A 25,015-nucleotide genomic window follows, 5' to 3' on the forward strand; every position below is an offset into this window, starting at 1 on the left:
ATCAGGAGTAGAAATGACGAAACGGGCGCGACGGACTCACGCTCCTGGGTTCAAGGCGATGGTGGCCCTGGCGGCGCTGAAAGGAGAGAAGACGCGGGCCGAACTGGCGCAGCTGTACGATGTGCACGTCAACCAGATCACCAGCTGGAAAGAGCAGTTGCTGGGCGGAGCAGCCGGGGTTTTCGCAGGCGGCCCGCCCGAGCGGGACAGGTCCTGAGTCGATGAAGCTGACGCAGAAGACCGACGTCTTGCCCGCTCCGCCCGGCAGGCCAGGCCTGCCGGGCGTACCGCAGCGATAGATCGTCCTCTGGGAATGCACGCCGCGCCCTACCCCATGGTCGGGATGACGAAGGCGTTCCCGCCGTCGGGCGAGCCGTCGGGCCAGCGCTGGGTGATGGTCTTGACCTTGGTCCAGAACTTCACACCCTCCATGCCATGCTGGTTGGTGTCGCCGAATGCGGAACGCTTCCACCCGCCAAAGGTGTGATAGGCGACCGGCACCGGGATCGGCACGTTGATGCCGACCATGCCGACATTGACGCGCGAGGCGAATTCGCGCGCGGCATGGCCGTTGCGGGTGAAGATCGCGACGCCATTGCCGTACTGATGCTCGCTCGGCAGGCGCACGGCATGCTCGAAATCATCGGCACGGACGATCTGCAGCACCGGCCCGAAAATCTCCTCCTTGTACGATTCCATCTGCGGCGTGACGTGATCGAACAGGCTCGGGCCGATGAAGAAGCCCTTCTCATGCCCCTGAAGCTCGAAGCCGCGCCCGTCGACGACCAGTTCGGCGCCTTCGTCGACGCCGGTCTGGATCCAGTTCTCGACCCGCTGCTTGTGCGCCGCGTTGACCACCGGACCGTAATGCGCGTCACTGTCGGTAGACACGCCGACGCGCAGTGCGGCGATCGCCGGGATCAGCTTTTCGCGCAACGCAATCGCGGTCTTCTCGCCGACCGGCACCACCACCGGCAGCGCCATGCAGCGCTCGCCAGCGCTGCCGAATGCCGCGCCCGACAGGTCGGCGACGACCTGGTCGAGATCGGCGTCGGGCATGACGATGCCATGGTTCTTGGCCCCGCCCATCGCCTGCACGCGCTTGCCCGCCGCGACGCCGCGCTTGTAGACATAATGCGCGATGTCCGACGACCCGACAAAACTGACCGCGCTGATCGCGGGATGGTCAAGGATCGCATCGACCATTTCCTTGTCGCCCTGAACGACCTGCAGGATGCCCTCAGGCAGCCCGGCCTCGAGGAACAACTCGGCAAGCCGCACCGGCACCGACGGGTCGCGCTCCGACGGCTTGAGGATGAAGGCGTTGCCGGTCGCGATGGCGACGCCGCTCATCCATAGCGGGATCATGCCGGGGAAGTTGAACGGTGTGATGCCCGCGCCGATGCCAAGCGGCTGGCGCATCGAATAGACGTCGATGCCGGGGCCGGCGCCCTGGGTATATTCACCCTTCAGCACATGCGGGATGCCGCAGCAGAATTCGATCACTTCCAGCCCGCGCTGGATATCGCCCTTGGCGTCGGCAATGACCTTGCCATGTTCGGAACTGAGCAGATGCGCCAGCTCCTCCATATTCTGTTCGACCAGCGCCTTGAAATTGAACATCACGCGCGCGCGGCGCTGCGGGTTGGTCGCGGCCCAGCCCGGCTGCGCTGCCTGCGCCGCGGCAATCGCGCGGTCGAGATCGGCCTGGGTACCGAGCGCAACCTGCGCCTGGATCTGGCCGGTATTTGGGTCGAACACGTCGCCGCTGCGCGCTGCGCCGCCGCCTGAATGGCCGACGATGAAATGGTCGATCTGCCGCATGTCGATTTCTCCGGGGGCGGCGACCGACAGCGGCTGCCGCAATTCGTTGCAGCGCCTATCCCACTAGGCATTTCTGCCGACAAGAGCCTATATTCGCCGCCTTGATGTGCATTTTTGCAGGGGTCGATGCGAAACTGGGATGATCTGAGGATTTTCGTCGCGGTGGCACGGGCACAGCGTATCGCGCCAGCGGCGCGGACACTGGGTGTCGATGTGACCACCGTGTCACGTCGCCTTGCGCGGCTCGAAGGCGATGTGGGCGCACCCTTGTTCGAGATGCTCGGCGGCGAGCGCCGGCTGAGCGAAGCGGGCCAGGCGCTGCTTGCCCATGCCGAGACGATCGAGGCGGCGGTGATCGCGGTGACCGCGGGCGATCCGAACAGCGCATTGGCCGGACATGTTCGCCTCAGCCTTGCCGAAGGGCTCGCAACTCATGTCGTCGCGCCGGGCATCGCGGCGTTCAGCGCCGGCCATCCCAATATCCGGCTCGACCTGATCACCGCCTCGGGTTTCCTCAATCCCTCGAAGCGCGAAGCGGACATCGCAGTGATGCTGGCGCGGCCGCGCAACCGGCATTTGCGTGCAGTCAAGCTGGCCGATTATCAACTCGGGCTTTACGCGACCCAGGCCTATCTCGACGCGCGGAGCATGCCCGACAATGCAGCGGCGCTCGAGGGCCATACGCTGATCAGCTATGTGCCCGAACATATTCACGCGGTGGAATTGGATTATCTTTCCGAAATCCATGACGGACTGGTCGCGCAAGTGCGCAGCACCAGCATCAATGTGCAGCATGCGATGATCCGCTCGGGTGCCGGGATCGGCATCCTGCCCAATTTCATCGCCACGCGCGATCACTCGCTGGTGCCGGTCTTGCCCGGGGTGACGCTAGGGCGAAGCTTCTGGCTGGTGACGCATGAGGACACCCATGCGACGCCGCGCATCCAGGCGGTGATCGAATGGCTCCGCGGCGTTGCGGCAGCGGTGAGCTAAAGCCGCTGCGAGCTCACCTGATCCACATCCCGCGCTCGCCCGAGACCAACAATATCTTATTAACTAACTTATATATAACAATATTATTGATGTCCCATATCTCTTGACTACCGGTGTCCCATATCTCTCAGCCCCCTCGCGAAGGCGGCTGCCTGACACAGTCCGGTGTCCCATATCTCCCGGCTCTCCGGCCGGGACGGGGTCTGACACATTCCGGTGTCCCATATCTCCCCAAGCCCTGTCATTAAGCCGGATGTTCTAGCGGCCGACCGTCACCAGCAAGGGCAGCCCATCGGGCGTGTCGACCCAGCGCGCCTCGACGCCGAACACCATGCGGATCGCATCGGGGGTCAGCGCTTCCGCGACTGGCCCGAAACCGGCCATCAGCCCGTCCTTCAGCAGCAGCACGTCATCCGCCGCACGCGCCGCGAGGCCAAGGTCGTGGAGCACGATCGCCACCCCCGCCCCGGCGTTCGCGGCGTCACGCAACCGGTCGAGAATGTCGATCTGATGCGCCGGGTCGAGGCTGGCCAGCGGCTCATCGGCGAGCAGCCAGCGCGGCTCGCCCGCCAGCACCCGGGCAAGCAGTACCCGGGCACGCTCGCCCCCGGACAATTGCTGGATCGGGCGCTCGGCGAAATGGAGCGTCTCGGTCGCCGCCATCGCACGCATGATCGCGTCGAAATCCTGCGGCGACGGCGCAGCATAGGGCGTGCGGTGCGGCAGGCGGCCGAGTGCGACGACATCGGCGGCTGTGACGTTCCAGTGCACCACGGCGTCCTGCGGCAAGTAACCGATCCATCGGGCGCGCTCGCGCGGATCGAACACGGCGACATCCCGGCCGTCGAGCCGGACGGCGCCCCGCGCGAGCGGGATCAACGCTGCGGCCGCCTTGACCAGGCTGCTCTTGCCAGCACCGTTGGGGCCGAGGATCGCGGTAATGCGCCCGGGCCGAAGCGTCGCGGTAATATCGTCCAGTACCAAGCGACCGGACAGGCTGACGGCAAGCGCTTCGACGCTCAGCTCCATGCCAGCCTCCGTCCCCTGAACAGCAAAGCGAGGAAGAACGGCCCGCCGATCAGCGCCATGGCAACGCCGAGACGGAGCTCACCCGCGCCAGGGATCAGGCGGCACAGGCTGTCGGCGATCAGCACCAGCGCCGCCCCGCCAAGCATGCTCGGCAGCAGCAGCGCGCTTGGCCTGTGCCCGAACAACGGACGCAGCAGGTGCGGCACGACCAGGCCGACAAAGCCGACCACGCCGGTCACCGCGACACTGGCGCCGATGGTCAGCCCAGTGCCGAGCACCACCAATGCCTGGAGCCGGCCGAGCCGCACACCGAGCGAGCGAGCGGCGGATTCCCCTAGGGTCAGCGCATCGAGCGAACGGCCGGTGAGCAGCAGCAGCACCGCGCCCGCCACCATGAACGGGACCGCCAGCCGGACATCGTCGAGGCTGCGATCGGTCAGCGCTCCCATCAGCCATTCGATCACCTCGGCGACCGCATAGGGATTGGGCGTGATCGAGATCAGGAAAGCTGTGAGTGCCCCGGCAAGGCTTGCCAGCACGGTGCCGGCGAGAATGAAGGTCACCGCATTCGCCTGGCGCCAGGTCAGCGCGGCAAGCAGCAGCATCGATCCGCCCGCGCCGAGCATCGCGCAGGCGAACACGATCAATGGGCTGATGGCGACGCCGGACACGATCGCAGCAACCGCACCGAGCGCCGCGCTCGACGACACGCCGACCACCCCGGGATCGGCGAGCGGGTTCCTGAGATAGCCTTGCAGCACCGCGCCCGACAGGCCGAGCACCGCACCGATCGCGAGGCCAAGCACCGCGCGCGGCAAACGCAGCTCGAGAATGATCGCCCAGCGCGGATCGGCGGAGAACCAGGCGGACAAGGGCACCCAGGCCTTTCCGGCGACCAGTGACAGGCCGAACGCAAGGACGACCAGCAGGGCGAGCAGGAACAGCTTGAGCTTCATGACAGCGAGCGCCGGATTTTCGCCAGCTCGGCGAGCGCCGGGATGATCGTCGGGCCGCCGCAATTGACCAGGTTGCGCGGGAAGGCGACTTCGGTGGTGTTCGCTCCGATTCTCGCCAGAACGCGGCGACGCAGCGCGGCGGTGCGGGCGGTCGTGTCGGGAGTCATGATCACGCGCGGCGGTTTGGTGACGATGGTTTCGATCGGCAGGCTCCCGGTCGAGGCGAGGCCATAATCGGCGGCGGCGTCACGAAAACCGGCATGGGTCAGCAATTCGTCGAGCAATGTCCCCGATCCATTGACCAGGTCTCCGGCGATGAACAGCAGGGCCGAAGGGTGCCCTGCGTTACCCCTTCCCCGTTCGTGCTGAACCCGTCGAAGCCCCGTCCTGCTTTCTACGCCCGAAGAGGAGGGCGGCGCTCCGACGGGCTCAGCGCGAACGGAAGGGATGGCGGACGACGCCAACGCGGCATCGATACGCGCGTTGAGTGCTTTGCCCTTGTCCACCGCCCCCACGGCCGCTGCGACCTGTTCGATCTGCGCCTTGCTCGCCGCGATGGTGATTGGCGAGTCCATCACCAGCGTCTTCAGCCCGGCCCGCTCATACGCCGCGCGCGTGGCGAGCGGCGTGAAGCTGCTGGTCAGCACCAGCGCGGGGTGCAGCGCGATGACTTCTTCCGCCGTCCCTGCCGTAGACGGGTAACGGCGCGCCACATCGGCGGCGATCGAACTTGCCGCCGGATTGTGCGAATATTGGCTGATCGCGGTAATCCGCGCCGGATCGACCAGCTCGATCAGGATCGCATCGGCACATGGATTGGTCGAAACGATCCCCCCTTGTGACCCGCCGCCCGCACCGTCGCGCAACGGCGCAGAGCACCCGGCGAGCAACAGCGCGAGCGGCAGGAGCGCCTTCATCAGTCGAACTTCACCCGCACGCCGCCATAGGCCGCGCGACCATAGGTGCCGTAGCCACGCACGACCTCATATTTTTCGTCGAACAGATTATCGACGCGGCCATAGATTTCGAAGCGGTCGGCGACCGCGATCGAGGCGCGAAGGCCGGCCAGAACATAGCCGTCGAGCCGGCTGAAGTTCCCGGCATCGTCATAGCTGTCGCCGACATGGCTGACCGTCGCGCCCGCCGACAGGCCGAACGGGAAGCGATAGTCGATCGAAGCGCTGACCGTCTGATGCGGGCGGCGGGCAAGGTCCTTGCCGAAATTGCTGCCCGGCGAGCGGTTCTCGCTGTCGATATAGCTGTAGTTTGCCGTGAAGGTCAGCGCGTCGACCGGCCGCAGCGCGAGTTCGAACTCGACGCCTTCGGCCCGCGTGCGAGCAATATTCTGGTAGGTGAAGGTGCCGAGATCGAAATCGATCTGGTTCTTCGTATCGCGGTTGAAATAGGTCACGCCGACGCGCGCCGCGCCCGACAGGAAGGATTGCTCCACGCCCACATCATAGTTGCGGGCCGTTTCAGGCCGCAGCGCATCGCGCGCCGGAACGCCGGGAGTGGCCGGGCCAGGCGTACCATAAGGGCCGTAGAGCTGGTACAGCGTCGGCGCCTTGAAGCCCTCGCCATAGCTCGCGCGCAGCGTCGTGCCGGTATCGAGCGCCAGCGCAGCGCTCGCGCCGAACGTGGTCCGGTTGCCATAGGCCTTGTGGTCGTCGTTGCGCACGCCGCCAGTGATTGTCAGCTGCCGTACGGGAGTGACGATCAATTCGCCGTAAAAGCTTGTGACCCCGGTGCTGTAGCGCGTGGAGGCATCGGCGTAGCGGCTATTCTCATGCTCTGCCCCGGCGACGACGCGTACTTGGTCGATGACGCGGAAATCGCCCTGATATTCGTAGCGCTCCGTGCGGCCGCGTCCGATAAAGGACGGCTTGGTGCCGAACGCCGGATCGTAATTGTCACGATCGACATCGGCGATGGTGAAGGCGATGCGGTTCTTCAACCGATCGTCGAGCAGGTTCACATGCACGCCGGCATAGCCATAGAGCTCCCGCGCGGTGGAATATTCATTGGTGTCGGCCAAGGTGTAGTTCGGCGCAGGGAAGCCGTCGAGATCGGTACGGCTGTTCGCATAATAGCCGCGCAGGTCGAGGCCGATGCCGGGGGTGAATTCGACACCGACTCGTGCTGTCGCGCCATATTGGCGATAGCCGTCACGCTCGTTGCCATTGGCCGCGACCGAAATGCCGTCGGTGCGGACGTAACCGCCGGTCAGCGAGCCCGAGAAAATACCGCTCTTGCCCGAAATCGCGGCATTGGCGCTGACACTGTCGGCATAGCCATACTCGGCATTGGCGCGTGCCTGCAGCCCCTCGGTCGGCCTTGCGGTGATGATGTTGACGACCCCGCCGATCGCCTGGCTACCCCAAGGCACGGAGTTCGGCCCGCGCAGGACCTCAATCCGGTCGATCGATCCGGCAAAGAGATTGCCGAAATCGAACGCGCCGGCGGGCGATGAAGGATCGTTGACGCGAACGCCGTCAATGATGGTCAGCGTCTGCGCGTCCTCGGCGCCGCGGATCCGCACCGCGGTGACGGTTCCAATGCCGCCATTGCGCGACACAGTGACGCCCGGTGTGGTGGCCAGCAGGTCGGAGACGCTGACGGTCTGACGACGCTCGATGTCGGCGCGCGTGATGACCGTGACGGCCTGGCCGACCTGATCGATCGGCTGCGCCACGCCGGTCGCGGTGACGACGATCTCTTCGCTCTTCGCATCGGCGATCGCGATCCCATCATCGCTCGGCGTGGTGTCTTGCGCCATGACCGGTGTCGCAGTGAACAGCACTGCGCCGGTCAGCAAAATCTTACGGTATTCGAACATGGTATGCCCCTTTGCATGGGGCCGGGTACCGGGTGTCAGGAACGACATCCGGCCAACGGCCCGATTCCATGTCGTTCGCTCAAAGGTGCCCCATCGGGGTTTGCCCTCGTCCGCACCGGAACTCCCGCCCGCGCAGTGGATCGACCGTGTCGGGCAGGTCTCCTGACTTCCGGGTCTTCGCGTGATGCTCCGCCTTCCCAGGCCCGATCGGCCCAGTGGCGTATGTGGAGCACCAGCTCGCCGGTTACAGTTGCGGGAACAGCGTCGGATTGGCGGCCTCTCGCCCGCGCACCGAACTTCCCTTTTGCTTCCCGTCTCCGGGAACCCGTCACGACGCGGCCCCTACGCGGCTCGTCACCGATGTGCAACCAAGTGCCGCGATCCACGTTAGTAAATTTGCAGGAAAGGAAGGGGATAAGGAGCCATTCGCAGCTCATTTCCTTGAAGGAACTGGTCGTGAGAACGTTTGAATTGAAGCATTTGCCACCTCAGCCGCCCCAGGATGTGGGACGGACCATGGCCCCCGGCGCCGGCCTCGTGGTCGCCGCCATCATTTCGATCCTGCTATGGGCGGCGATCGGCGGAATTATTGCCGCGCTCTGATACCAGGTTCATGAGCCATGATTGATAGCCCTCCCCTTCAAGAAAGGGGCTGAGGAATATGGTATCGTCGATGATGAGGGCCAGATCGGATTGCGGCAGAACGAACCTGCCCTCCGTTCGAAACGAACGGCGGGATGAGGCGCCCCTTCAGCCCATCACGCTTTAGCTCGCCAGCAAGGTCGCATTTCCCCCGGCCGCCGTCGTATCGACGCACAGCGTCCGCTCGGTCGCGAACCGCGCGAGATAATGTGGCCCGCCGGCCTTGGGCCCCGTTCCCGACAGGCCTTCGCCGCCGAACGGCTGGCTGCCAACCACCGCGCCGATCTGATTGCGATTAACGTAGATATTGCCGACCCGGGCACGGGCGACGATGCGCTCGATCGTCGTATCGATGCGGCTGTGCACGCCAAGCGTAAGGCCGAAACCAGTCGCGTTGATCGCATCGATCACCGCATCCAGATTTTCGGCAGCGAAGCGCACGACATGGAGCAGCGGGCCGAAATGCTCCTGTGACAGGGCCGAGATCGCGGGGATGCTGAACGCGGCAGGAGCGACGAAATTGCCCTGCCCGACCGGCAGATCCAGCCGGCAAACAACTGCGCCACTCAATTCGTTGCTATGCTTCTGCAACGATGCGCGCGCCGCCGCATCGATCACCGGGCCGACATCGGTCGACAATTTGCGCGGGTCGCCAATAGTCAGCGCGCGCATCGCACCCGAGATCATCTCCAGCACGCCGTCGGCGATATCATCCTGCAGATACAGCACGCGCAGCGCCGAGCAGCGCTGGCCGGCGCTTTGGAAGGCGGACTGCACCACGTCGCGCGTGACCTGCTCGGACAAAGCCGAGCTGTCGACGATCATCGCATTCTGCCCGCCGGTCTCCGCAATCAGCGGCACGATCGGACCGGTGCGCTGCGCCAGCGTCAGGTTGATCGAGCGCGCGGTATTGGTCGATCCGGTGAACACCACGCCGCCGATGCCGGGATGCGCGACCAATGCTGCGCCGACCTTGCCGTCACCGGGCAGGAGATTGAGCACGTCCCCCGGAATACCCGCCTGATGCAGCAGTTCGACCGCGCGCGCCGCGATCAGCGGGGTTTGACCCGCGGGCTTGGCGACGACGCTGTTGCCGGCGGCGAGCGCGGCGGCGATCTGGCCGGTGAAGATGGCGAGCGGGAAGTTCCACGGGCTGATCGCAGCGATGACACCACGACCGTGCAGGGTCAGCGTGTTGGATTCACCGGTCGGGCCGGGCAGCGGATCGGCCGGGCCGAACTGGCGCCGCGCTTCGACTGCATAATAACGCAGGAAATCGACCGCCTCGCGCAGTTCGAGGATCGCATCCGGCACGGTCTTGCCCGCCTCGCGCACGCATAGCGAAAGCAGTTCGTCCGTATGTTTTTCATAGAGATTGGCCGCCGCTTCCAGGGCGTCGGCGCGGACATCGACGCCGGCTGCGTCCCAATCGGGCTGAGCGTCATGAGCCAGCGTCACGGCCTGTGCGACGGCCTCCGGCGTCGCCTCGACCACATGACCGACGGTGATGCTGCGGTCGAACGGCGCGGTTACGGGGACCTTGCTGCCCTTCAGCGTCTTGCCGCCAATGATCGGTGCGGCGATGGGGTGCTTTGCCTCCAGTGCGGTGAGACGTACCATCAGCGGCGCGCGCACCAAAGGATCGGACAGGTCGATGCCAGCCGAGTTCAGCCGCTCAGGCGCGAACAATTCGCTCGGCAGCGGAATACGCGGGTTGCGCCGGACATCGAGCGCCGCGGTCGCCGCGACCGGGTCGGCGATGATCGCCTCGACCGGTTGGTCGGCATCGGCAAGGCGGTTGACGAACGAGGCGTTGGCGCCGTTTTCGAGCAGGCGGCGCACCAGGTAGGCGAGCAGTTCCTTGTGCCCGCCAACCGGTGCATAAATACGCACTGCGGTGGGCGTATCGCCCTCCCCTTCGCGCAGCACGTCGTACAGTTCCTCGCCCATGCCGTGGAGGCGCTGGAATTCGAAGATCCGGCCATCGGCCATCGCCTTGACCGCCGCGACGGTCGCCGCGTTGTGCGTGGCGAACCCCGAATAGATCGCATCATCGGCGGCGAGCAGGCGGCGCGCGCAGGCAAGATAGGACACATCGGTCGAGGCCTTGCGCGTGAAGACCGGGTAATCGGCAAACCCGCCGACCTGTGTCGCCTTCACTTCGCTGTCCCAATAGGCGCCCTTGACCAGGCGGACCATGATCTTGCGTTGATATCGGCGGGCCAGTGCGATGGTCCAGTCGACCATCGGCACGGCGCGCTTTTGATAGGCCTGGATGACGATCCCGAAGCCGCGCCAGCCGTTTGCGAACAGCGTGTCATCGGCAACGATCGTCTCGATCAGGTCCATCGACAGATCGAGCCGGTCGGCTTCCTCGGCATCGATCGCGAGGCAGATATCGGCCGCGCCGGCGTCCGCAACCAGTTCGCGCAACCGCGGCAGCATCTCCGCCTTGATGCGATCGACCTGCGCCCATTCATAGCGCGGGTGGAGCGCGGACAATTTGACTGACACACCGTTGACGCTCTCGACTTCGCCCCCTTTACCGCCTGCGCCGCCCCGCGCCTTTCCCACCGCTGCGATCGCGTTCTTGTAGGCATTGAAATAAAAGTCAGCATCGCCCTGAGTCCGCGCCGCCTCGCCCAGCATGTCGAAGCTGTGCGTCTCCACGCCCGACGCGCCGCGCTTGAGCGCTTCGCCGATGGTGCGACCGAACACGAAATGATGGCCAAGGATGCGCATCCCTTCGAAGATCGCGCGGCGGATCACCGGCTTGCCGAGCCGTGCCACCGCGCGCTTGGCCACTGCCGCCCAATCCTCGCCTTCGCTCGGGGCGACCACGCTCCCGGTCAGCATCAGGCCGAAGGTCGAGGCGTTGACGAACAGGGACTGCGAACGGCCGAGATTAGCGCTCCATTCCTTGCCGCCGATCTTGTCGGCGATCAGTCGATCGCGCGTCGCCGCATCGGGGATGCGCAGCAGCGCTTCGGCCAGGCACATCAGGGCGATGCCTTCATCAGTCGACAGCGCAAAGCTGTGCAACAGGCTGTCGACCGCGTTGCCCTGCCCCTTGGCGCGCACGCCCTCGACCAGTCGGCGCGCGAGCGCATCGGTCGCGGCGAGTTCCGCGGGCGGGATTTCTGCCTCGATCAGCCGCTGAGCGACGCAGGATTCCTCCGCCATCCGATAGGCGGCATGGACGGCGGCGCGGCTCAGGCCGGGAAGCGTGATCGAGGACATGGGCGGACCCTCCGTTTGGAACTGGCGATTTAAAGCTGGTGATCGCCGCCTCTATCGCGGCACAAGCCAGAGGATAAAGTCTGTATATTCGTCTATTTATAGCTATATTATCTGTAAAATTGATCTCAAGTAGGATGATTCACCATCAACCCAGTCGCCAAACCCGACGCCATCGACCGACGTATCCTGGCAGCGTTGCAGGATGACGGTCGGATGTCGAACCTCGCGCTCGCCCGCCGCGTCGGCCTGACCCCGACACCGTGTCAGGAACGGGTCAAACGACTCGAACGCGACGGTTATATCACCGGCTATACCGCACGCCTCGACCCGGTGCGGCTCGATCTCGGGCTGCTGGTGTTCGTGCAGGTGACGCTCGATCGCACCACGACTGACGTATTCGGGCACTTCGCCGCAGCGATCCGATCCTTCGCTGCGGTCACCGAATGCCATATGGTTGCCGGCGGTTTCGACTATCTGCTCAAGATTCGCTGTCGCGACATGGCAGACTATCGCCGCATCCTGGGCGATGAGCTGGGCTCGATCGACGGTATCGCCCAGACCCACACCTATGCGGTAATGGAAGAGATCAAGGCAGAGACCGCGCTGCCGGTCTGAGCCCTTCAGCGCACCGCCGGAATACGACTCGCGACCATCTGTCCACCGCGGCGATCGATCGACCAGAGCAGGCGCGGCTCGGCCGCATCCCAGGCGATCGCCTGGCCCGGCGTCGGGATGGCGATGGTCGCCTTGTGGATCAACCGGCTGCCGGCCTCGGGCAGGGTCAGGACATAGAGTTCGGGCCGATCATGGCCGGTGACATAGAGCAGGTCGTCCGTCCCCCACGCCCCGCCCGATGAGCTGTACGGCGCGAACCGGTCGAGCACATCCTGCGGGAACAGCCAGGCGCCGGTTTCGTGAAAAGTCGCATCGAAACGCACCAATGTCGTGTAGCGGTGGTCGCGCCCCGGTTCGCCGCCCTTCGCATCGTAATTGGCGAAGCACGCCCACCAGCTTCCCTTGTGCCAGTCGAGCCAGGTCAGTGAACCACGGCCGGGACCGAAGCTATGGCTGCGCATATGACGCATGCTGCGGGTGTCGAACCATTCAACCGAACTCGCCTGCGGCACATCGGGATAGTTGGACGCGGCGCAGACGATCTCGGCCCGGTTCAGCACACAGCTGTTCATATGGACGAACAATGTCGGATCGCCTTGCCAGCGAGCAATCCGCTTGCCGGTCCGACGGTCATATTTGCCGATCTCGGCATTGGAGATCGCATAGACATATGTACGATCGGCCACGACGCCCTGATGCGCCTCGGGCGCCGGCATGCGTCGGACTTCGGTTGCGGCAGGCAAGGTCGCCGCCTGAAGCACAAGGAGAAGGGCGCCCAGCATCAGAACTTGGCCGATATGCCGGCGTAGAAGGTTCGACCATAACGCTCGTTCTGGATGATCCAGTCCTTATGCCCGCCCTGATACTGGCGTGTCGGTTCGTCGGTCAGGTTTTGCGCTTCCGCGAACAGGCGGATACCGTCGAACACCGCAAAGCTCGCCTTGGCATCGAGGCGGCGCAGATCGTCATTATACTGATCCTGGAAGGACTGGTCGCCAGTGGAGAGCAAGGCGTAGCCGGTATTGTGATAGGCGATCGACGCCTCGACCGGACCGCGCTGATAGAAGAGTTCCGCGCCGTAGAGATATTTCGACTGGCTCGGGAAGGTCGAGGTCCGGCCGCTCGGCAAGCGCAGGGTTGAATCGGTCAGCGTGGCGTTCAGTTGAATGCCGAACCCCGACAACAGGCCCGGCAGAAAGGTGAATTGCTGCTGGAATTGCGCCTCGATGCCGATGATGTCGCCCTTGTCGGCGTTGAGCGGCTGGGAGACTTTAAGGATCGGATAAAGCGCGCCGTTATAAGTCGTGTTGGTCAGGGTCAGCGTCTGGCCGAAGATCGGATTTTTGATCCGCTTGGCGAACACCCCGATGCTCAGCAAGCCGCCCTTGGCGAAATACCATTCACCGGTCGCATCGAAATTATCGGCGCGATAGGGCTTCAGGTTGGGGTTGCCCAGTGACAGCGTCGGGTTAGCCGCCACGGTCGTATCCAGCGAACCGCCAGGCGACAGATTGGCATATTCGGGCCGGCCGAGGCTCCGCGAATAAGCGAGGCGGAACACCGTCGTATCCGACGGGCGGATACGCACCACCAGCGATGGCAGGAAATCATCATAGCTGCGCGTCTGGCTGATCGGCGTGACGATCGTCGTCCCGGTCCGCAACTGGAAGCCGGTAATGTCCAGCCTGGTATGTTCGAAGCGCAACCCCGGCGTCACAGTCACCGCGCCGCGCGTCCAGTTGGCCATCGCATAGGCGGCGCTGACATCCTCCGACAATGAGAAGTCGCTGAGCGTCGCATTGGCCAGCGATGTCGCGCTGTTATAAACGAAATAGGGGCTCGCCAGATTGGCGTTGGTGAACGCCTGCATCGCCACCGGATCGATCGTCGGGCTGTTGAGATAGCCGTGATCGAGGTTCGATCCGTCGGGATAGACATAGACGTTGCCGCCGCCGAGATTGAACTGGCCAAGCGTGAAGCGCGTCGCGAGATTGCTGCCGCGATCATAGACATCGTTATTGGCATCGAATTCGCGATTGGTGCCGCGATATTTCACGCCCGCCTTGACGAAATCCTCTCCGCCCAGATCATAGGTAGCGTCGAACTTGCCCTGCCAGATCGTCTCGACACCCTTTTGGTGCGAATAGGTATATTGCCGAAACTGCATCTGTGCCGGGGTGCATTCGGTGACCGGCGTGGCCGAATAGATTTCATTGGTAAAGTTGAAATTGACCGGGCCGGTGTTGCAGCGGAACTGCCAGATCGGAAACTGGTCAAGCACCTCGTTGCGGCTGCGCGCGCCGACATAATCGAGCTTGAGCGCACCGAGTTCGGTCGATCCACCGATCATGCCGGTCAGCACGGTCTTCGCCTTGTAATCGAGCCGCAGATCCTCGCGCCGCTCCGGGCCGGAGCCGGCGGCGCCGGTCGCGGCGCTGGCCACGCCCGGAGTCGTGCCGGTCAGGCCATCGGCGTTGAAGCTGTAGGGCGTCAGCGTGAAATCGAGCCGATAGCGGCCGCGCACCTCATCCTCGATGAACTTGCTGTAAACGCCGCGAATGAAGAAAGTTTGCGTATCGCTGGGATGCCAGTCGAACGAACCACTCGCCCCAAGGCGGCGGCGATCAAGCTGATATTCGGTATATTTGATGTTGTCCGGCACGGCGCCGCGCGCAGCGCCTGCCACCGGCTTCCAATTGTCGGGATAAAAGCCTTCGCTGACAAAATCACGGTTGGAATAGCTCGCGCCGAGCACCAGGCCGAACTGCTCATCAGCGCCGAAGCGTGTCGCGATGCTGAGATCGCCCTGCACCGGCACCTTCTTGTTGATCTCCTGATAGCCCGCCTTGGCGCTGCCCGCGATCGAGAAGCGGTCCTTGAAGTCGAACGCCGTCTGGGTAACGAGATTGATCGCGCCACCAACTCCCTGCCCGTCCATATCGGCGGTCTTGACCTTGGCCACCTCGACCCGGTTGAGTAGCTGGCCGGACACGATGTCGAGCGGTAGCGAGCGGGTGGTGCCGTCGGGATTGCCGATCTCGATACCGTTCAGCGTGTAGTTGTTGAGCGCTGACGGAACGCCGCGGATCGCCACATAACGACCCTCGCCCTGATCATAGGTCACCCCAACACCAGGCAAATGCTCGACCACCTCGGCGACGTTGCGGTCGGGCAGGCGACCGATCTCGTCGGCGGCGGCGACATCCAATATGCCGATCGCATGGCGCTTCAGATCAATCGCGCGCTCCTGTTGCGCGCGCTGTCCGGTGACGACGATATCTTCATCGGCCTGATCAACCATCGGCGCATCCTGCGCATCGGCCTGACCGGCGGAGGTTCCGGAAATCGCAAAAGCGATTGCGGTGGCGAAAATCCTGCGATTCATCTGCGTATCCCCATCGAGTTGAGGGGGCGCTAGCGTCGCTCGGCGACACTATGAGGAAAGAAAGGTTACATAATAAGGACAATTCGGCATCCGACTGGATGCGGACGCCCCTCCGGCGGCGACTTCCTCCGGCAGCAATTCCGTGCCGATCTACGCCTGTATGGAGCAGAATATCGATCGCCCAAAGCCGCATCAGGCTGAAGGTAGCGTCAACCCGGGTCTGGGCCGCGACATCGACGTGCGGTCCTGTGGTGGCGAGATTCTCTTCGAGATACGCGATACCGACGGTGCCGAGGGCCGGCATGACATAGTCGCCACGCGGGGAGTGTGAACGGCCCGACCTGTCGCATGGGAAGCGTCAGCGATGCTGGTCGAGCCCCAAATCCGGGAAGCCAGTCCGCCCCCTAGCCCATGACCAGAACGGGGAGCAGGCGCGACATCAGCTTGCGACCGGCATCCGAATCCTGATCAAGCATGCCGCGCAGATGCGGTCCGATCACTGCATCGCCGAAGGCGGCGATCGCGATCAGCAGCACGATCGACCGGATACGTTCATCGGCTTCCGGATCGCTGGCATATTTCTCCTTCACCGCTGCAACCAGATCGAGCACCGCCTGACGGATCGGTTCGAGATGATCGACCTCGCGCGTCAGCACGAGCCACGCCGCAAGCTGACCTGCACCGCCTTCGTCGAATGCGGTCCAGACCTGGTCGATCAGGATGCTCGGCGCCGCCGCGTCGGTCCGCAAATGGCTCACCGCATCGTCGAGCGCCCCGGCCAGATCTCGGATCATCGATCCCATCAACGCAGTCTGCAACCCGGCTGCCGATCCGAAATGATGGATCACATTGGTATGCGACATGCCGATCTTCTTGCCGACCCCGGCCAGCGTGACCGCTGCGGGTCCCTCGCTGAGCAGCAGTTCGCGGGCGGCAGTCAGCCCTTCGTTGCGCGCCTCGTCCGAATGACGTTTCCGCCGCTTCTCGCGTACCGGCGTGTCACCCCTACCCAAACTCGCATCCTCCCCAAAATCCGTCTCACGGGCAGCACCCCTGCCCAAGTCTTACGATCAGGTTAAGGGATCGCCCCGACTTTCACAAATGTTCATATGAGAGCCACAATAGCGCAACATCCCGATTGGGGACCCGGCCGATTGGGGACACGGCCGATTGGGAACCTGGCTGACGGGAAGCGGGGGGACCAACGATTTATCCGGCGGTCGGCCTGACGACCATCGGTGCGCGGGGGTATCGCGCGGTCGTTCAGGAGGAAATGGTGGGCGTGGCAAGGATTGAACTTGCGACCCCTGCGATGTCAACACAGTGCTCTACCACTGAGCTACACGCCCACGCGAGTTGCGCGCTCTAGCGAGGCTTTTCGCCCCGCGCAAGCGTTCAAAGGCCGCCGGTGGCGCTTTCTTTCTCGAACATCCGGTCGACCTCCAGGACGAGGTCGCGCAGATGGAACGGTTTGGACAAGACGCGCGCCTGCGGCATCTGCTTGCCCGCCTTGAGCGTGACAGCGGCAAAGCCAGTGATGAACATAACGCGCAGATCGGGGACCATCTCACCCGCACGCTGCGCGAGTTCGATGCCGTCCATCTCCGGCATGACGATGTCGGTCAGCAACAGGTCGAAATGCTCATTCTCAAGCAAAGGAATTGCCGCGGTGCCGCGATCCACCGCGCTGACGGCATAGCCCGACCGTTCGAGCGCACGCGTCAGATACTCGCGCATCACCCGGTCGTCCTCGGCCAGCAGAATCCTGATCATTTCGGTCCCACTCGATTACCCACCCGATTTCGGAAGATCCTTCTTAGCGCAAAGCCCTTAAGAATTTCCAGCCCGCGACGTGGATTGCGGTCCGAAAGCCCCGCCTCTACGGTAACGGCGATGGCCATCGCCGCCCCGTCTTTCGATCTCTACGGTTCGCTTGAGCCGGCCAGTCCCATAATCCTGTCCGTACCGCATGCCGGGCGCGACTATCCGCTGGCGTTGCGCGCTGCGATCCGCGTTCCGCTGGCCGGGCTGCGGCCACTTGAGGACCGGCATATCGATGCAGTGGCGCTTGCGGCACGCGGCGACGAAACGATGCTGGTACAGCGCCACGCGCGGGCCTGGATCGACCTCAATCGCGGTGAAGACGAGCGCGATCCGCATATCGATGGCGGCGCCGACCGACGCGCCATGGGCATGCAATCGGCCAAACTGCGCGGCGGCCTCGGGCTGATCCCCCGTCGTCTGGCCAGCACGGGCGAAATCTGGCAGCGCAAGCTGGACAGCGAAGAAGTGATGGGCCGGATCGCGGGCGATCACCGGCCCTACCATGACCTGCTCGCCCGGCTGCTGGTGACGGCCCGGGCGCGTTTCGGAGTGGCGGTGCTCCTCGACATACACTCGATGCCGCCGCTCGAGTCGGGCACCGGAATCGTGTTCGGCGACCGGTTCGGGCGATCGGCGGCAGCGCGTTTCGTCCATCGGCTTGAGGCCGAAGCAATGGCGGCGGGCATGACCGGGGCAGTCAACACGCCCTATGCCGGAGGACATATTCTCGATCGTCACGCGGCCCCCGGAAAGGGCATTCACGCCGTGCAGATCGAGTTCGACCGCGCACTCTATCTCGATGAGGCACTCGACGGGCCTGGAAGCGGATTATCGCAAACCGCGCAACTGTTGCGCCGGATGATCGACGCGCTCGCCGACGAGGCGCTCGCCATACCGGCAACGCTCGCCGCGGAATAACCCGTTCCAGCGACATAAAAAAACCACCCCGGGCATACGCCCGAGGTGGCCAAGGTTCAGGGAGGAGATACACCCGAGGGTGTATCGCGAGGCTACGCGAAAGGGGGGACACGAGCCTCGTGAAGCAGATATAGGTAAGGGGTTTTGGGGGTTCAAGGGGTTTTTGACGGCAATAAAACATAACGCGATGGGAGGAGTATTTGCGGTCGCGTCGGCCTGAATATCCCGCGTCATCCGTAGGACGACACGGGATATCCGGTTCAGTGACGACCATCGTTGAGCGCGAGTTGCGGCTGGCGCGCGCCATCGATTGCCAGCGACCGTCGCGCAGCGATCTGGGCAATCGTTTCCTTGCGGCAACGGCGCAGATCGTTCTGGCCCGCAAGGTCGAAGTCCGATGCCCAGCCACAAGCCTGGCGAACCGCCCGGTCGATCCGGCGATCCAGCGCCCTGACACCGCGGGCGGTGCCCAGGTCGAGATCGGCATAGCTCACGACCTGCGGGCTGGCGCCAAGCTCGGCATCCTGAGCGAAAGCGGGCGCGACGAAAGTCCCGGCGGCCATGGCCGCCAGCGTGATAAGAATCTTCATGTCCATTCTCCGAAACGATGAGGTCTTCGGCACCGGTGCAAGATCTTTATACGCCCGCCACATCACGTTTGACGAACAACGATGTTGCACTGCCGTTATGCAAAAGTGCAGAACAGGCTCATGATCGACTGGAATGACGTACGGCATTTCCTGGCAGTGGCCGATTCGGGCAGCACGCTGTCTGCCGGCCGGGCATTGCGAGTCAGCCAGACGACGGTGGCACGACGCATATCTGCGCTGGAGGGCGCACTAGCCGTTACCTTGTTCGAGCGCAGCCCGGCCGGATATCGCCTGACGGAGGCCGGCGCGGACCTCGTCGCACATGCCCGCAAGGTCGAACGCGCGGTCCAGTCGATGACCGACACTGCTGCATCGCAGCAGCGCGAAATCAGCGGCACGGTGCGCGTAACCACGCAGGAAATCTTCGCGGTAACCATTCTCGCACCGATCCTGCGAGACCTGCATCAGGCGTATCCGGCGATCCGCATCGACCTCGATACCAGCGAAGAAGCGCGCGACCTGGCCGCAGGAGCGGCAGATGTGGCGCTTCGCACCGCGATCCGCCCGAGTGGCGCCGGGCTGGTCGGACGACGCCTGTGCGACGATGTATGGACGCTCTATTGCAGCCGCGCCTATGCAGCCGAGCATGGACGCCCGACGCGGCGCAGCCAGCTGATCGGCCATCCGCTGATCGGGGGCGGAGAAGCGGGTCTGTGGCGCCTGTACCGCGAATGGCTGCAGGCCAACGACCTGGAAGCGGCGGTCGCGATGCACCATAGCTCGGCGGCGGGATTGCTCGCCGCGGTACGATCGGGCTTCGGCCTGGCCGTCCTGCCCTGCCTGGTGGCGGACCATGACCCGGACTTGCTCCAGTGCCTGCCACCACTGCGCGACGACACGCATGGCCTGTGGCTGCTGACACATGAGCGGCTGCGGCACACACCGCGCGTCCGCGTGGTGCTCGATTTTCTCGCCGAACGGCTGACGCAGCTCGATCGGGAACGCCTGGCGGCGAGCCGCCCCTAGCGAGCCGCACACTTTCAGGAAGCGGCGCTGCAGGCGCTATTCGCGCATCGCCCCGAAAGACGCGACGGAGATCGGCTCCATGAAATAGCCGATCAGGGTGCGCTGACCGGTACGAACGAGCACCGCGGCGGGCAATCCGGGTTTGAGCAGCCGCTCCGGCACATTTTTCGCCGAGAGAATCTCGACGGTAGCGCTGAAATAGCGCGCCCCGGTCCGCTGATCGACCAGCGCGTCGGCCGAGATCGTACGCACCACACCCTCGAGCACTGGCGCGGCCTGAAATCCGCCCGCCTCAAGCCGGACGAACGCACGCTGGCCGCTCCGCACATCATCGGCGTGGTTGGGCGTGATCTGCGCCTCGACGATCAACCGCTGCGACACCGGCACAATATCGAGCAGCGCTTCGCCCGGTCGGATGACGCCGCCGACCGTGGTTACGGCAAGCCCGACGACCAGACCGTCGACCGGCGCGAGGATTCGTTTGCGTGCCAGGACCTCGCGCGCCGCCGACAGCTTCTCGGTCAACTGGACGAGTTCCGATTGCACCGAGCGCAGCGCATCGGCCGCCGTCACGCCGCCCTCGCGTTCGACCTGGCTGCGCGCGATCCGCGCTTCGCTGATCTGTGCCCGCGACCGCGCGGTTTGCGAATTCGCCGCTTCCAGCTGGCCACGCAACTGCGCCGCGGCACGCTGCAGCGCCAGCAGCCGGGGTCGCGTGGCATAGCCCTTGTCGACAAGCGCCTGGGTATCGCGGATCTCGCGGTCGAGCAGTTCGAGCTGCTCGGCATTGGCAGTCGATTGCGCCGACGAGCCCCGCGCATCCTGGCCGAGTTGCACGACCCGCTGATCGATCCCGGTTTGTTGTCCGCCCCGCCCTGCCCGCCGCGCGGTAAAGGCCGCCCGCTGCGTCGCGATCGCCGACCTGACCGATGGCTCGGACATGCGCGCCAGCAATTCCGGCGGAAAGGCAATCACGCTGGCTCCTGTCAGTTCGGCTTCCCGCGCCGCGCGCTCGGCGAGCAGCGAATCGAACTGTGCCTGCAACACCTGTACCGCGAGCCGGGCGTCGCCATCGTCGAGCCGGAACAGCAATTGCCCGGCCTTGACCTGCGCGCCCTCCTTGACGTCGATCTCCTTGACGATTCCGCCATCGAGATGCTGCACGGTCTTGCGCTTGTTCTCGATCCCGATCCGCCCTTCGGCAACAACGCCGCTGGCGATCGGCACCAGCGCCGACCAGGCGAAGATCAGCGTGATCGTGATGCCCAGGCCGATCGTCAGCAACTTCGTCACGCGCGCAATCGGCTGCGACAGCGTTTCAGCGAGTGCCTGCCGGTGATCGGCGCTGCGGGGAACCGGGAGGTCCGTCATGTCCGCACGATCTGACCGGGTTTCTGATTCTGCGGCAACAATTGCGGCAACACCTCAGCCATCGCGCCGAACTTGGCGATCGTGCCCGCATTCATCACCAGCAACAGATCGAGCGTATGGACCAGTGACGGCCGGTGCGCGATCACCGCCAGGGTCGCACCGCGGCGACGCACGGCGGCGACCGCCTGCGACAACGCCATCTGGCCTTCGCCGTCGAGACCGGTTTCAGGCTCATCGAGTACAACCAGCATCGGATCACCATACAGCGCGCGCGCCAGGCCGATGCGCTGACGCTGACCGCCCGAAAGGCCGAAGCCGGGTCCTGATACCGGCGTATCATAGCCTTGCGGCAGGCCCAGGATCAGATCGTGGGCATTGGCTGCGCGAGCGGCCGCGATGATCGCGGCATCGTCCCGCTCGTTCAACCGCCCGATATTGTCGGCGATCGTGCCGGGGAGCAACGTCACATTCTGCGACAGATAGCCGATATGTTTTCCCAGCTCCTCGGCATCATATTGCGCGATGTCCGCGCCGTCGATCCGCACCGTCCCACGCGCTGCCATCCAGGCGCCGACCATTACCCTGGCCAGCGTCGATTTTCCCGAGCCGGACGGACCGACGATCCCGACCGACTGTCCGGCATTGATCCCGAACGACACCCCTTTCAGAATCGGCACCGTTCCACCCGGCGAGGTCGCGATCACGTTTTCGAACGCCACTGCGCCGCGTGGCGGCGGCAGGCGCAGCGTATCGCGGACATCGCCCTCACCTTCGATCTTGGCCAACCGGCTCCACGCGCTGCGCGCGGTGAAAACCTGGCGCCATGCACCGAGGATCTGATCGATCGGCGCCAGGGCTTTCGAAAAGACGATCGAGCAAGCGACGATCGAGCCGCCGCTGATCTCGCCATTGACTGCCAGCCAGGCGGCGATGGCGAGGATCAGGATCTGGCTCGCCGAACGGATGCCGCGCGACACCGATGCGACTCCGCTGGTCGATACCGTGCTCGAGATCTGCGCCGTCAGCGACAGCCGGTTGAGTTGTGCGGCACGGCTTTCGGCACGGCCGGCATAGCCCATCGCCGTCGCACTTTCCGCCGACGCCAGATGCGCCTCGAGCGCATCTCCGGCTTGGCGTTGCCGCATGACGATTTCATCGGCAGTTCGCGCCATGGTGCGCCGGCTCGCCCAGGCCGTGATCGCCAGGGCGATCGCGCACCCGAGACTTGCGACACCGATCCAGAAATGCACCGCGAACAGCACAATGACGAACAGGGGCACGAACAACAGATCAAATAATGCCCCCGGGACCGGGCCGGTGACGAACCCGCGCACCTGCTCCAGGTCCTCGAACGCCCGGGCACGCCGGCCCGGCGCGCCCGCCAATGCCGTCTTGCGCGACACGGCAAGCACGTCCGCTTCCATTTCCGCATAGAGCCCCATACCCGCCCGGGCGAACACCAGGCCGCGCAGCATCTCCAGCAGCGACGTCAGCACGATCGCGACCAATGTGATGAGCGTGATGGCGATAAGCGTCGTGCCGCTGCGAGACGGAATCACCCGGTCGTACAATTGTGTCAGGTAAAGCGGGGTGATCAGCGTCAGCAGGTTGATCGCAAGGCTCGACCCCAGCGCAATACCGATCGGGCGACGAACATAGGGCAGACTGAAAATGCGTTGCATGAATGGCCCGCCGCACACACAAAAACGCCCCAGCTCTGTGGCTTGGACGTCGAAACGACCGCATAACGACAAGACCGTGCTTGCGCAAACGCCGTTCTCTACAGATCAGCTCAAGTATCGATCGGCCGTCGAAGAGCGTTTTCGATCCGAAGTGATCGACCAGGCCGTGGGCCTTTCGCCCCTGTTATCCCCTGTTAACCCCTGTTTTCGGCATTGTATTTTTCCGCCCCTGTTATGTTGGATTCGACCATCGGATTACGCGTTTATTTTCAGCAGCATGACTGGCCCGGCCCGGTTATGAAAACGGTGCGGAACAGGGGCAATAACAGGGGCCGTTTTGATCAAAACAGGGGACGGGAATCGTCCAACGCTTCGCGGCCATGTGAAAGAGCGGGACCAGAGTGCCTGACGGCGCCTCGTCCAACCGTCATCATGCCGCATCACGCAGCTCTATTGAATCGCAACCGGCCGGATCCGTTCAACTCGAAACCGCTCGGGTGCGGGATTTGCCGCAGCGTACCGGATCCGATCAGTTTCGGTACGCCAAGGACGATCCCTGGCAGGCGTCAGATATGGATCGCCTTGCCCCTTACCGCCATCGCCGCTTCCTTGATCGCCTCGCTGTGCGTCGGATGGGCATGGCAGGTATAGGCGATGTCCTCGCTGGTCGCGCCGAATTCCATTGCCTGCGCGGCCTGGGCGATCATCGTGCCGGCAGGAACCGCGATGCACCATACGCCGAGCACACGGTCGCTCTTGGCGTCGGCGATGATCTTCACAAAGCCGTCGGGCTCGTGATTGGTCTTGGCGCGGCTGTTGCCGGCCATCGGGAACTTGCCGACCTTGACCTCGCCCTTTTCCTTCGCCGCCTCTTCGGTGAGACCGACGCCGGCGATTTCGGGCCAGGTGTAGACGACGCTGGGGATCACATCATGGTTCACGATACCGGTGAGCCCGGCGATATTCTCCGCGACCGCGATGCCCTCATCCTCCGCCTTGTGCGCAAGCATCGGACCGGGAACGACATCGCCGATCGCCCAGATGCCGGGCACGCTGGTTTCGAAGCGATGGCCGATCTCGATCTGGCCGCGCTGATTGGTGGCGAGCCCGGCCTTGTCGAGCGCCAGGCCATCGGTATTGGGGCGGCGGCCGATCGAGACGAGCACGCAATCCGCCTCCAGCGTCGTCGCCTCACCGCCAGCGGCGGGTTCAAGCGTCAGTGTCGCCTTGTCGCCCTTGACGGTGACGCCGGTGACCTTGGTCGACAGCTTGAATTCGATCCCTTGCTTCTTGAAGATCTTGTTCGATTCCTTGCGGATCTCGCCATCGAAACCGGGCAGGATCTGGTCGAGGAATTCGACGCAGGTTACCTTCGCGCCGAGACGGCGCCAAACGCTGCCCAGTTCGAGGCCGATCACGCCGCCGCCGATCACGACCAGATGCTCGGGCACCTTGGCCAGTTCGAGCGCGCCGGTGCTGTCGACCACGACCTTCTGGTCGATCTCCACGCCGGGCAACGGGGTAACGCTGGAACCGGTGGCGATGATGATGTCCTTGGCGGTGAAAGTCTTGTCACCAACCTGGACCGTATGCGCATCGACGAAGCTGCCCCGGCCCTTGAGCCATTCGACCTTGTTCTTCTTGAACAGGAAAGCGATGCCGCCGGTCAGCTGCTTGACCGCATCGAGGCGCTGGCCGTGCATCGCCTCAAGATCGAGCTCGGGCGTGACCTTGATGCCGAGCTTGGCGAAGGTGCCGTTCGACGCCGCATCGAAATATTCCGACGCGTGGAGCATCGCCTTGGACGGAATACAGCCGACATTGAGGCAGGTGCCGCCCAGCGTCTCGCGGCTCTCCACGCACGCCGTGCGCAGGCCAAGCTGTGCCGCACGGATCGCCGCGACGTAACCGCCGGGGCCGGAGCCGATTACCAGGACGTCGAAATCATAGTCAGCCATTGTTCTTCTCTCGCTTCCCCGGCGCAGGCCGGGGCCCAGTCGGGAGACATATGGGGAGAGCGATGTGCTTCGTCACGTCCGCCTTCCCGACTGGGCCCCGGCCCCAATAAGATTTTAGCGCCGGGG

At 64.2% G+C, this 25,015-nt stretch carries 20 protein-coding genes, 1 tRNA gene, 1 pseudogene and 1 riboswitch; of the genes and pseudogenes, 7 read left to right on the forward strand and 15 right to left on the reverse strand.

Annotated features, from left to right (window positions below):
• Positions 1–13: 13 nt before the first annotated feature.
• A pseudogene (locus tag H3Z74_RS13745) lies at positions 14–184 on the forward strand (transposase); the annotation flags it as partial.
• Positions 185–327: 143 nt separating this feature from the next.
• Here H3Z74_RS13745 and H3Z74_RS13750 read toward each other — a convergent pair.
• Positions 328–1,824 (reverse strand): CoA-acylating methylmalonate-semialdehyde dehydrogenase, encoded by a 1,497-nt coding sequence (locus H3Z74_RS13750; RefSeq protein WP_187760209.1) that lies wholly within the window; start codon positions 1,822–1,824, stop codon positions 328–330.
• Between the two features lie 126 nt (positions 1,825–1,950).
• On the opposite strand from H3Z74_RS13750, the gene H3Z74_RS13755 reads away from it, so the two are divergent.
• Positions 1,951–2,817, forward strand: coding sequence for a LysR family transcriptional regulator (locus H3Z74_RS13755; protein ID WP_187760210.1), 867 nt, complete (start codon positions 1,951–1,953; stop codon positions 2,815–2,817).
• Positions 2,818–3,075: 258 nt separating this feature from the next.
• Here H3Z74_RS13755 and H3Z74_RS13760 read toward each other — a convergent pair whose 3' ends face one another.
• The 4 genes from H3Z74_RS13760 to H3Z74_RS13775 are packed head-to-tail and all read right to left on the reverse strand — an operon-like array spanning position 3,076 to position 7,638.
• Complete coding sequence (locus H3Z74_RS13760) at positions 3,076–3,846, reverse strand: ABC transporter ATP-binding protein (protein WP_187760211.1); 771 nt, start codon at positions 3,844–3,846, stop codon at positions 3,076–3,078.
• A complete protein-coding gene (locus H3Z74_RS13765) occupies positions 3,837–4,802 on the reverse strand; it encodes a FecCD family ABC transporter permease (RefSeq protein WP_187760212.1) in 966 nt (321 codons plus the stop codon). The genes H3Z74_RS13760 and H3Z74_RS13765 overlap by 10 nt, the downstream gene beginning before the upstream one ends.
• Positions 4,799–5,719 carry an ABC transporter substrate-binding protein gene (locus tag H3Z74_RS13770; protein ID WP_187760213.1) on the reverse strand — a complete coding sequence of 307 codons (921 nt, stop codon included), beginning with the start codon at positions 5,717–5,719 and terminating at the stop codon, positions 4,799–4,801. The genes H3Z74_RS13765 and H3Z74_RS13770 overlap by 4 nt, the downstream gene beginning before the upstream one ends.
• The gene (locus tag H3Z74_RS13775; RefSeq protein WP_229726574.1) at positions 5,719–7,638 is read right to left on the reverse strand and encodes a TonB-dependent receptor plug domain-containing protein; all 1,920 of its coding nucleotides are present in this window, start codon (positions 7,636–7,638) and stop codon (positions 5,719–5,721) included. Before H3Z74_RS13775 ends, H3Z74_RS13770 begins: the two co-directional genes overlap by 1 nt.
• A 135-nt stretch (positions 7,639–7,773) precedes the next feature.
• Positions 7,774–7,982, reverse strand: a riboswitch (cobalamin riboswitch).
• Positions 7,983–8,094: 112 nt separating this feature from the next.
• Between H3Z74_RS13775 and H3Z74_RS13780 the strand changes: the two genes are divergently transcribed.
• Positions 8,095–8,241 (forward strand): hypothetical protein, encoded by a 147-nt coding sequence (locus H3Z74_RS13780; protein ID WP_187760214.1) that lies wholly within the window; start codon positions 8,095–8,097, stop codon positions 8,239–8,241.
• Positions 8,242–8,403: 162 nt separating this feature from the next.
• Here the strand turns inward: H3Z74_RS13780 and putA are convergent, their stop codons facing one another.
• Positions 8,404–11,520 (reverse strand): bifunctional proline dehydrogenase/L-glutamate gamma-semialdehyde dehydrogenase PutA, encoded by a 3,117-nt coding sequence (gene putA / locus H3Z74_RS13785; RefSeq protein WP_187760215.1) that lies wholly within the window; start codon positions 11,518–11,520, stop codon positions 8,404–8,406.
• Between the two features lie 213 nt (positions 11,521–11,733).
• Between putA and H3Z74_RS13790 the strand changes: the two genes are divergently transcribed.
• The gene (locus tag H3Z74_RS13790) at positions 11,734–12,135 is read left to right on the forward strand and encodes an Lrp/AsnC ligand binding domain-containing protein (RefSeq protein WP_229726575.1); all 402 of its coding nucleotides are present in this window, start codon (positions 11,734–11,736) and stop codon (positions 12,133–12,135) included.
• A 5-nt stretch (positions 12,136–12,140) separates the two neighbouring features.
• On the opposite strand, the gene H3Z74_RS13795 is transcribed toward H3Z74_RS13790, so the two are convergent.
• Both H3Z74_RS13795 and H3Z74_RS13800 read right to left on the reverse strand, forming a co-directional pair.
• On the reverse strand, positions 12,141–12,917 hold the full coding sequence (locus H3Z74_RS13795) for a hypothetical protein (RefSeq protein WP_229726576.1): 777 nt from the start codon (positions 12,915–12,917) through the stop codon (positions 12,141–12,143).
• Positions 12,917–15,520 (reverse strand): TonB-dependent receptor, encoded by a 2,604-nt coding sequence (locus H3Z74_RS13800; RefSeq protein WP_187760216.1) that lies wholly within the window; start codon positions 15,518–15,520, stop codon positions 12,917–12,919. The genes H3Z74_RS13795 and H3Z74_RS13800 overlap by 1 nt, the downstream gene beginning before the upstream one ends.
• A gap of 160 nt (positions 15,521–15,680) precedes the next feature.
• On the opposite strand from H3Z74_RS13800, the gene H3Z74_RS13805 reads away from it, so the two are divergent.
• Positions 15,681–15,851: a hypothetical protein gene (locus H3Z74_RS13805; protein ID WP_187760217.1), complete on the forward strand. Its 171-nt coding sequence runs from the start codon at positions 15,681–15,683 to the stop codon at positions 15,849–15,851.
• Positions 15,852–15,924: 73 nt separating this feature from the next.
• Here the strand turns inward: H3Z74_RS13805 and H3Z74_RS13810 are convergent, their stop codons facing one another.
• The 3 genes from H3Z74_RS13810 to cpdR all read right to left on the reverse strand — a co-directional run bounded on the left by H3Z74_RS13810 (position 15,925) and on the right by cpdR (position 17,293).
• Positions 15,925–16,533: a TetR/AcrR family transcriptional regulator gene (locus H3Z74_RS13810; RefSeq protein WP_229726577.1), complete on the reverse strand. Its 609-nt coding sequence runs from the start codon at positions 16,531–16,533 to the stop codon at positions 15,925–15,927.
• A 261-nt stretch (positions 16,534–16,794) separates the two neighbouring features.
• Positions 16,795–16,869: transfer RNA gene (locus H3Z74_RS13815), tRNA-Val, on the reverse strand.
• Positions 16,870–16,915: 46 nt separating this feature from the next.
• Positions 16,916–17,293: a cell cycle two-component system response regulator CpdR gene (gene cpdR, locus H3Z74_RS13820; protein WP_034161550.1), complete on the reverse strand. Its 378-nt coding sequence runs from the start codon at positions 17,291–17,293 to the stop codon at positions 16,916–16,918.
• A gap of 120 nt (positions 17,294–17,413) precedes the next feature.
• On the opposite strand from cpdR, the gene H3Z74_RS13825 reads away from it, so the two are divergent.
• On the forward strand, positions 17,414–18,262 hold the full coding sequence (locus tag H3Z74_RS13825; RefSeq protein ID WP_187760218.1) for an N-formylglutamate amidohydrolase: 849 nt from the start codon (positions 17,414–17,416) through the stop codon (positions 18,260–18,262).
• Positions 18,263–18,522: 260 nt separating this feature from the next.
• Here the strand turns inward: H3Z74_RS13825 and H3Z74_RS13830 are convergent, their stop codons facing one another.
• Entirely contained in the window at positions 18,523–18,852 is a 330-nt protein-coding gene (locus H3Z74_RS13830) for a UrcA family protein (protein WP_187760219.1), read from the reverse strand.
• Between the two features lie 120 nt (positions 18,853–18,972).
• On the opposite strand from H3Z74_RS13830, the gene H3Z74_RS13835 reads away from it, so the two are divergent.
• The gene (locus tag H3Z74_RS13835; protein ID WP_187760220.1) at positions 18,973–19,878 is read left to right on the forward strand and encodes a LysR family transcriptional regulator; all 906 of its coding nucleotides are present in this window, start codon (positions 18,973–18,975) and stop codon (positions 19,876–19,878) included.
• Between the two features lie 36 nt (positions 19,879–19,914).
• Here the strand turns inward: H3Z74_RS13835 and H3Z74_RS13840 are convergent, their stop codons facing one another.
• The 3 genes from H3Z74_RS13840 to lpdA form a co-directional block, all read right to left on the reverse strand.
• Positions 19,915–21,249 (reverse strand): HlyD family type I secretion periplasmic adaptor subunit, encoded by a 1,335-nt coding sequence (locus tag H3Z74_RS13840; protein ID WP_187760221.1) that lies wholly within the window; start codon positions 21,247–21,249, stop codon positions 19,915–19,917.
• On the reverse strand, positions 21,246–22,931 hold the full coding sequence (locus H3Z74_RS13845; protein WP_187760222.1) for a type I secretion system permease/ATPase: 1,686 nt from the start codon (positions 22,929–22,931) through the stop codon (positions 21,246–21,248). The genes H3Z74_RS13840 and H3Z74_RS13845 overlap by 4 nt, the downstream gene beginning before the upstream one ends.
• 566 nt (positions 22,932–23,497) lie before the next feature.
• Entirely contained in the window at positions 23,498–24,889 is a 1,392-nt protein-coding gene (lpdA, locus tag H3Z74_RS13850) for a dihydrolipoyl dehydrogenase (protein ID WP_187760223.1), read from the reverse strand.
• Positions 24,890–25,015: the final 126 nt, after the last annotated feature.

Source organism: Sphingomonas alpina (genome assembly GCF_014490665.1).
Lineage (GTDB): Bacteria > Pseudomonadota > Alphaproteobacteria > Sphingomonadales > Sphingomonadaceae > Sphingomonas > Sphingomonas alpina.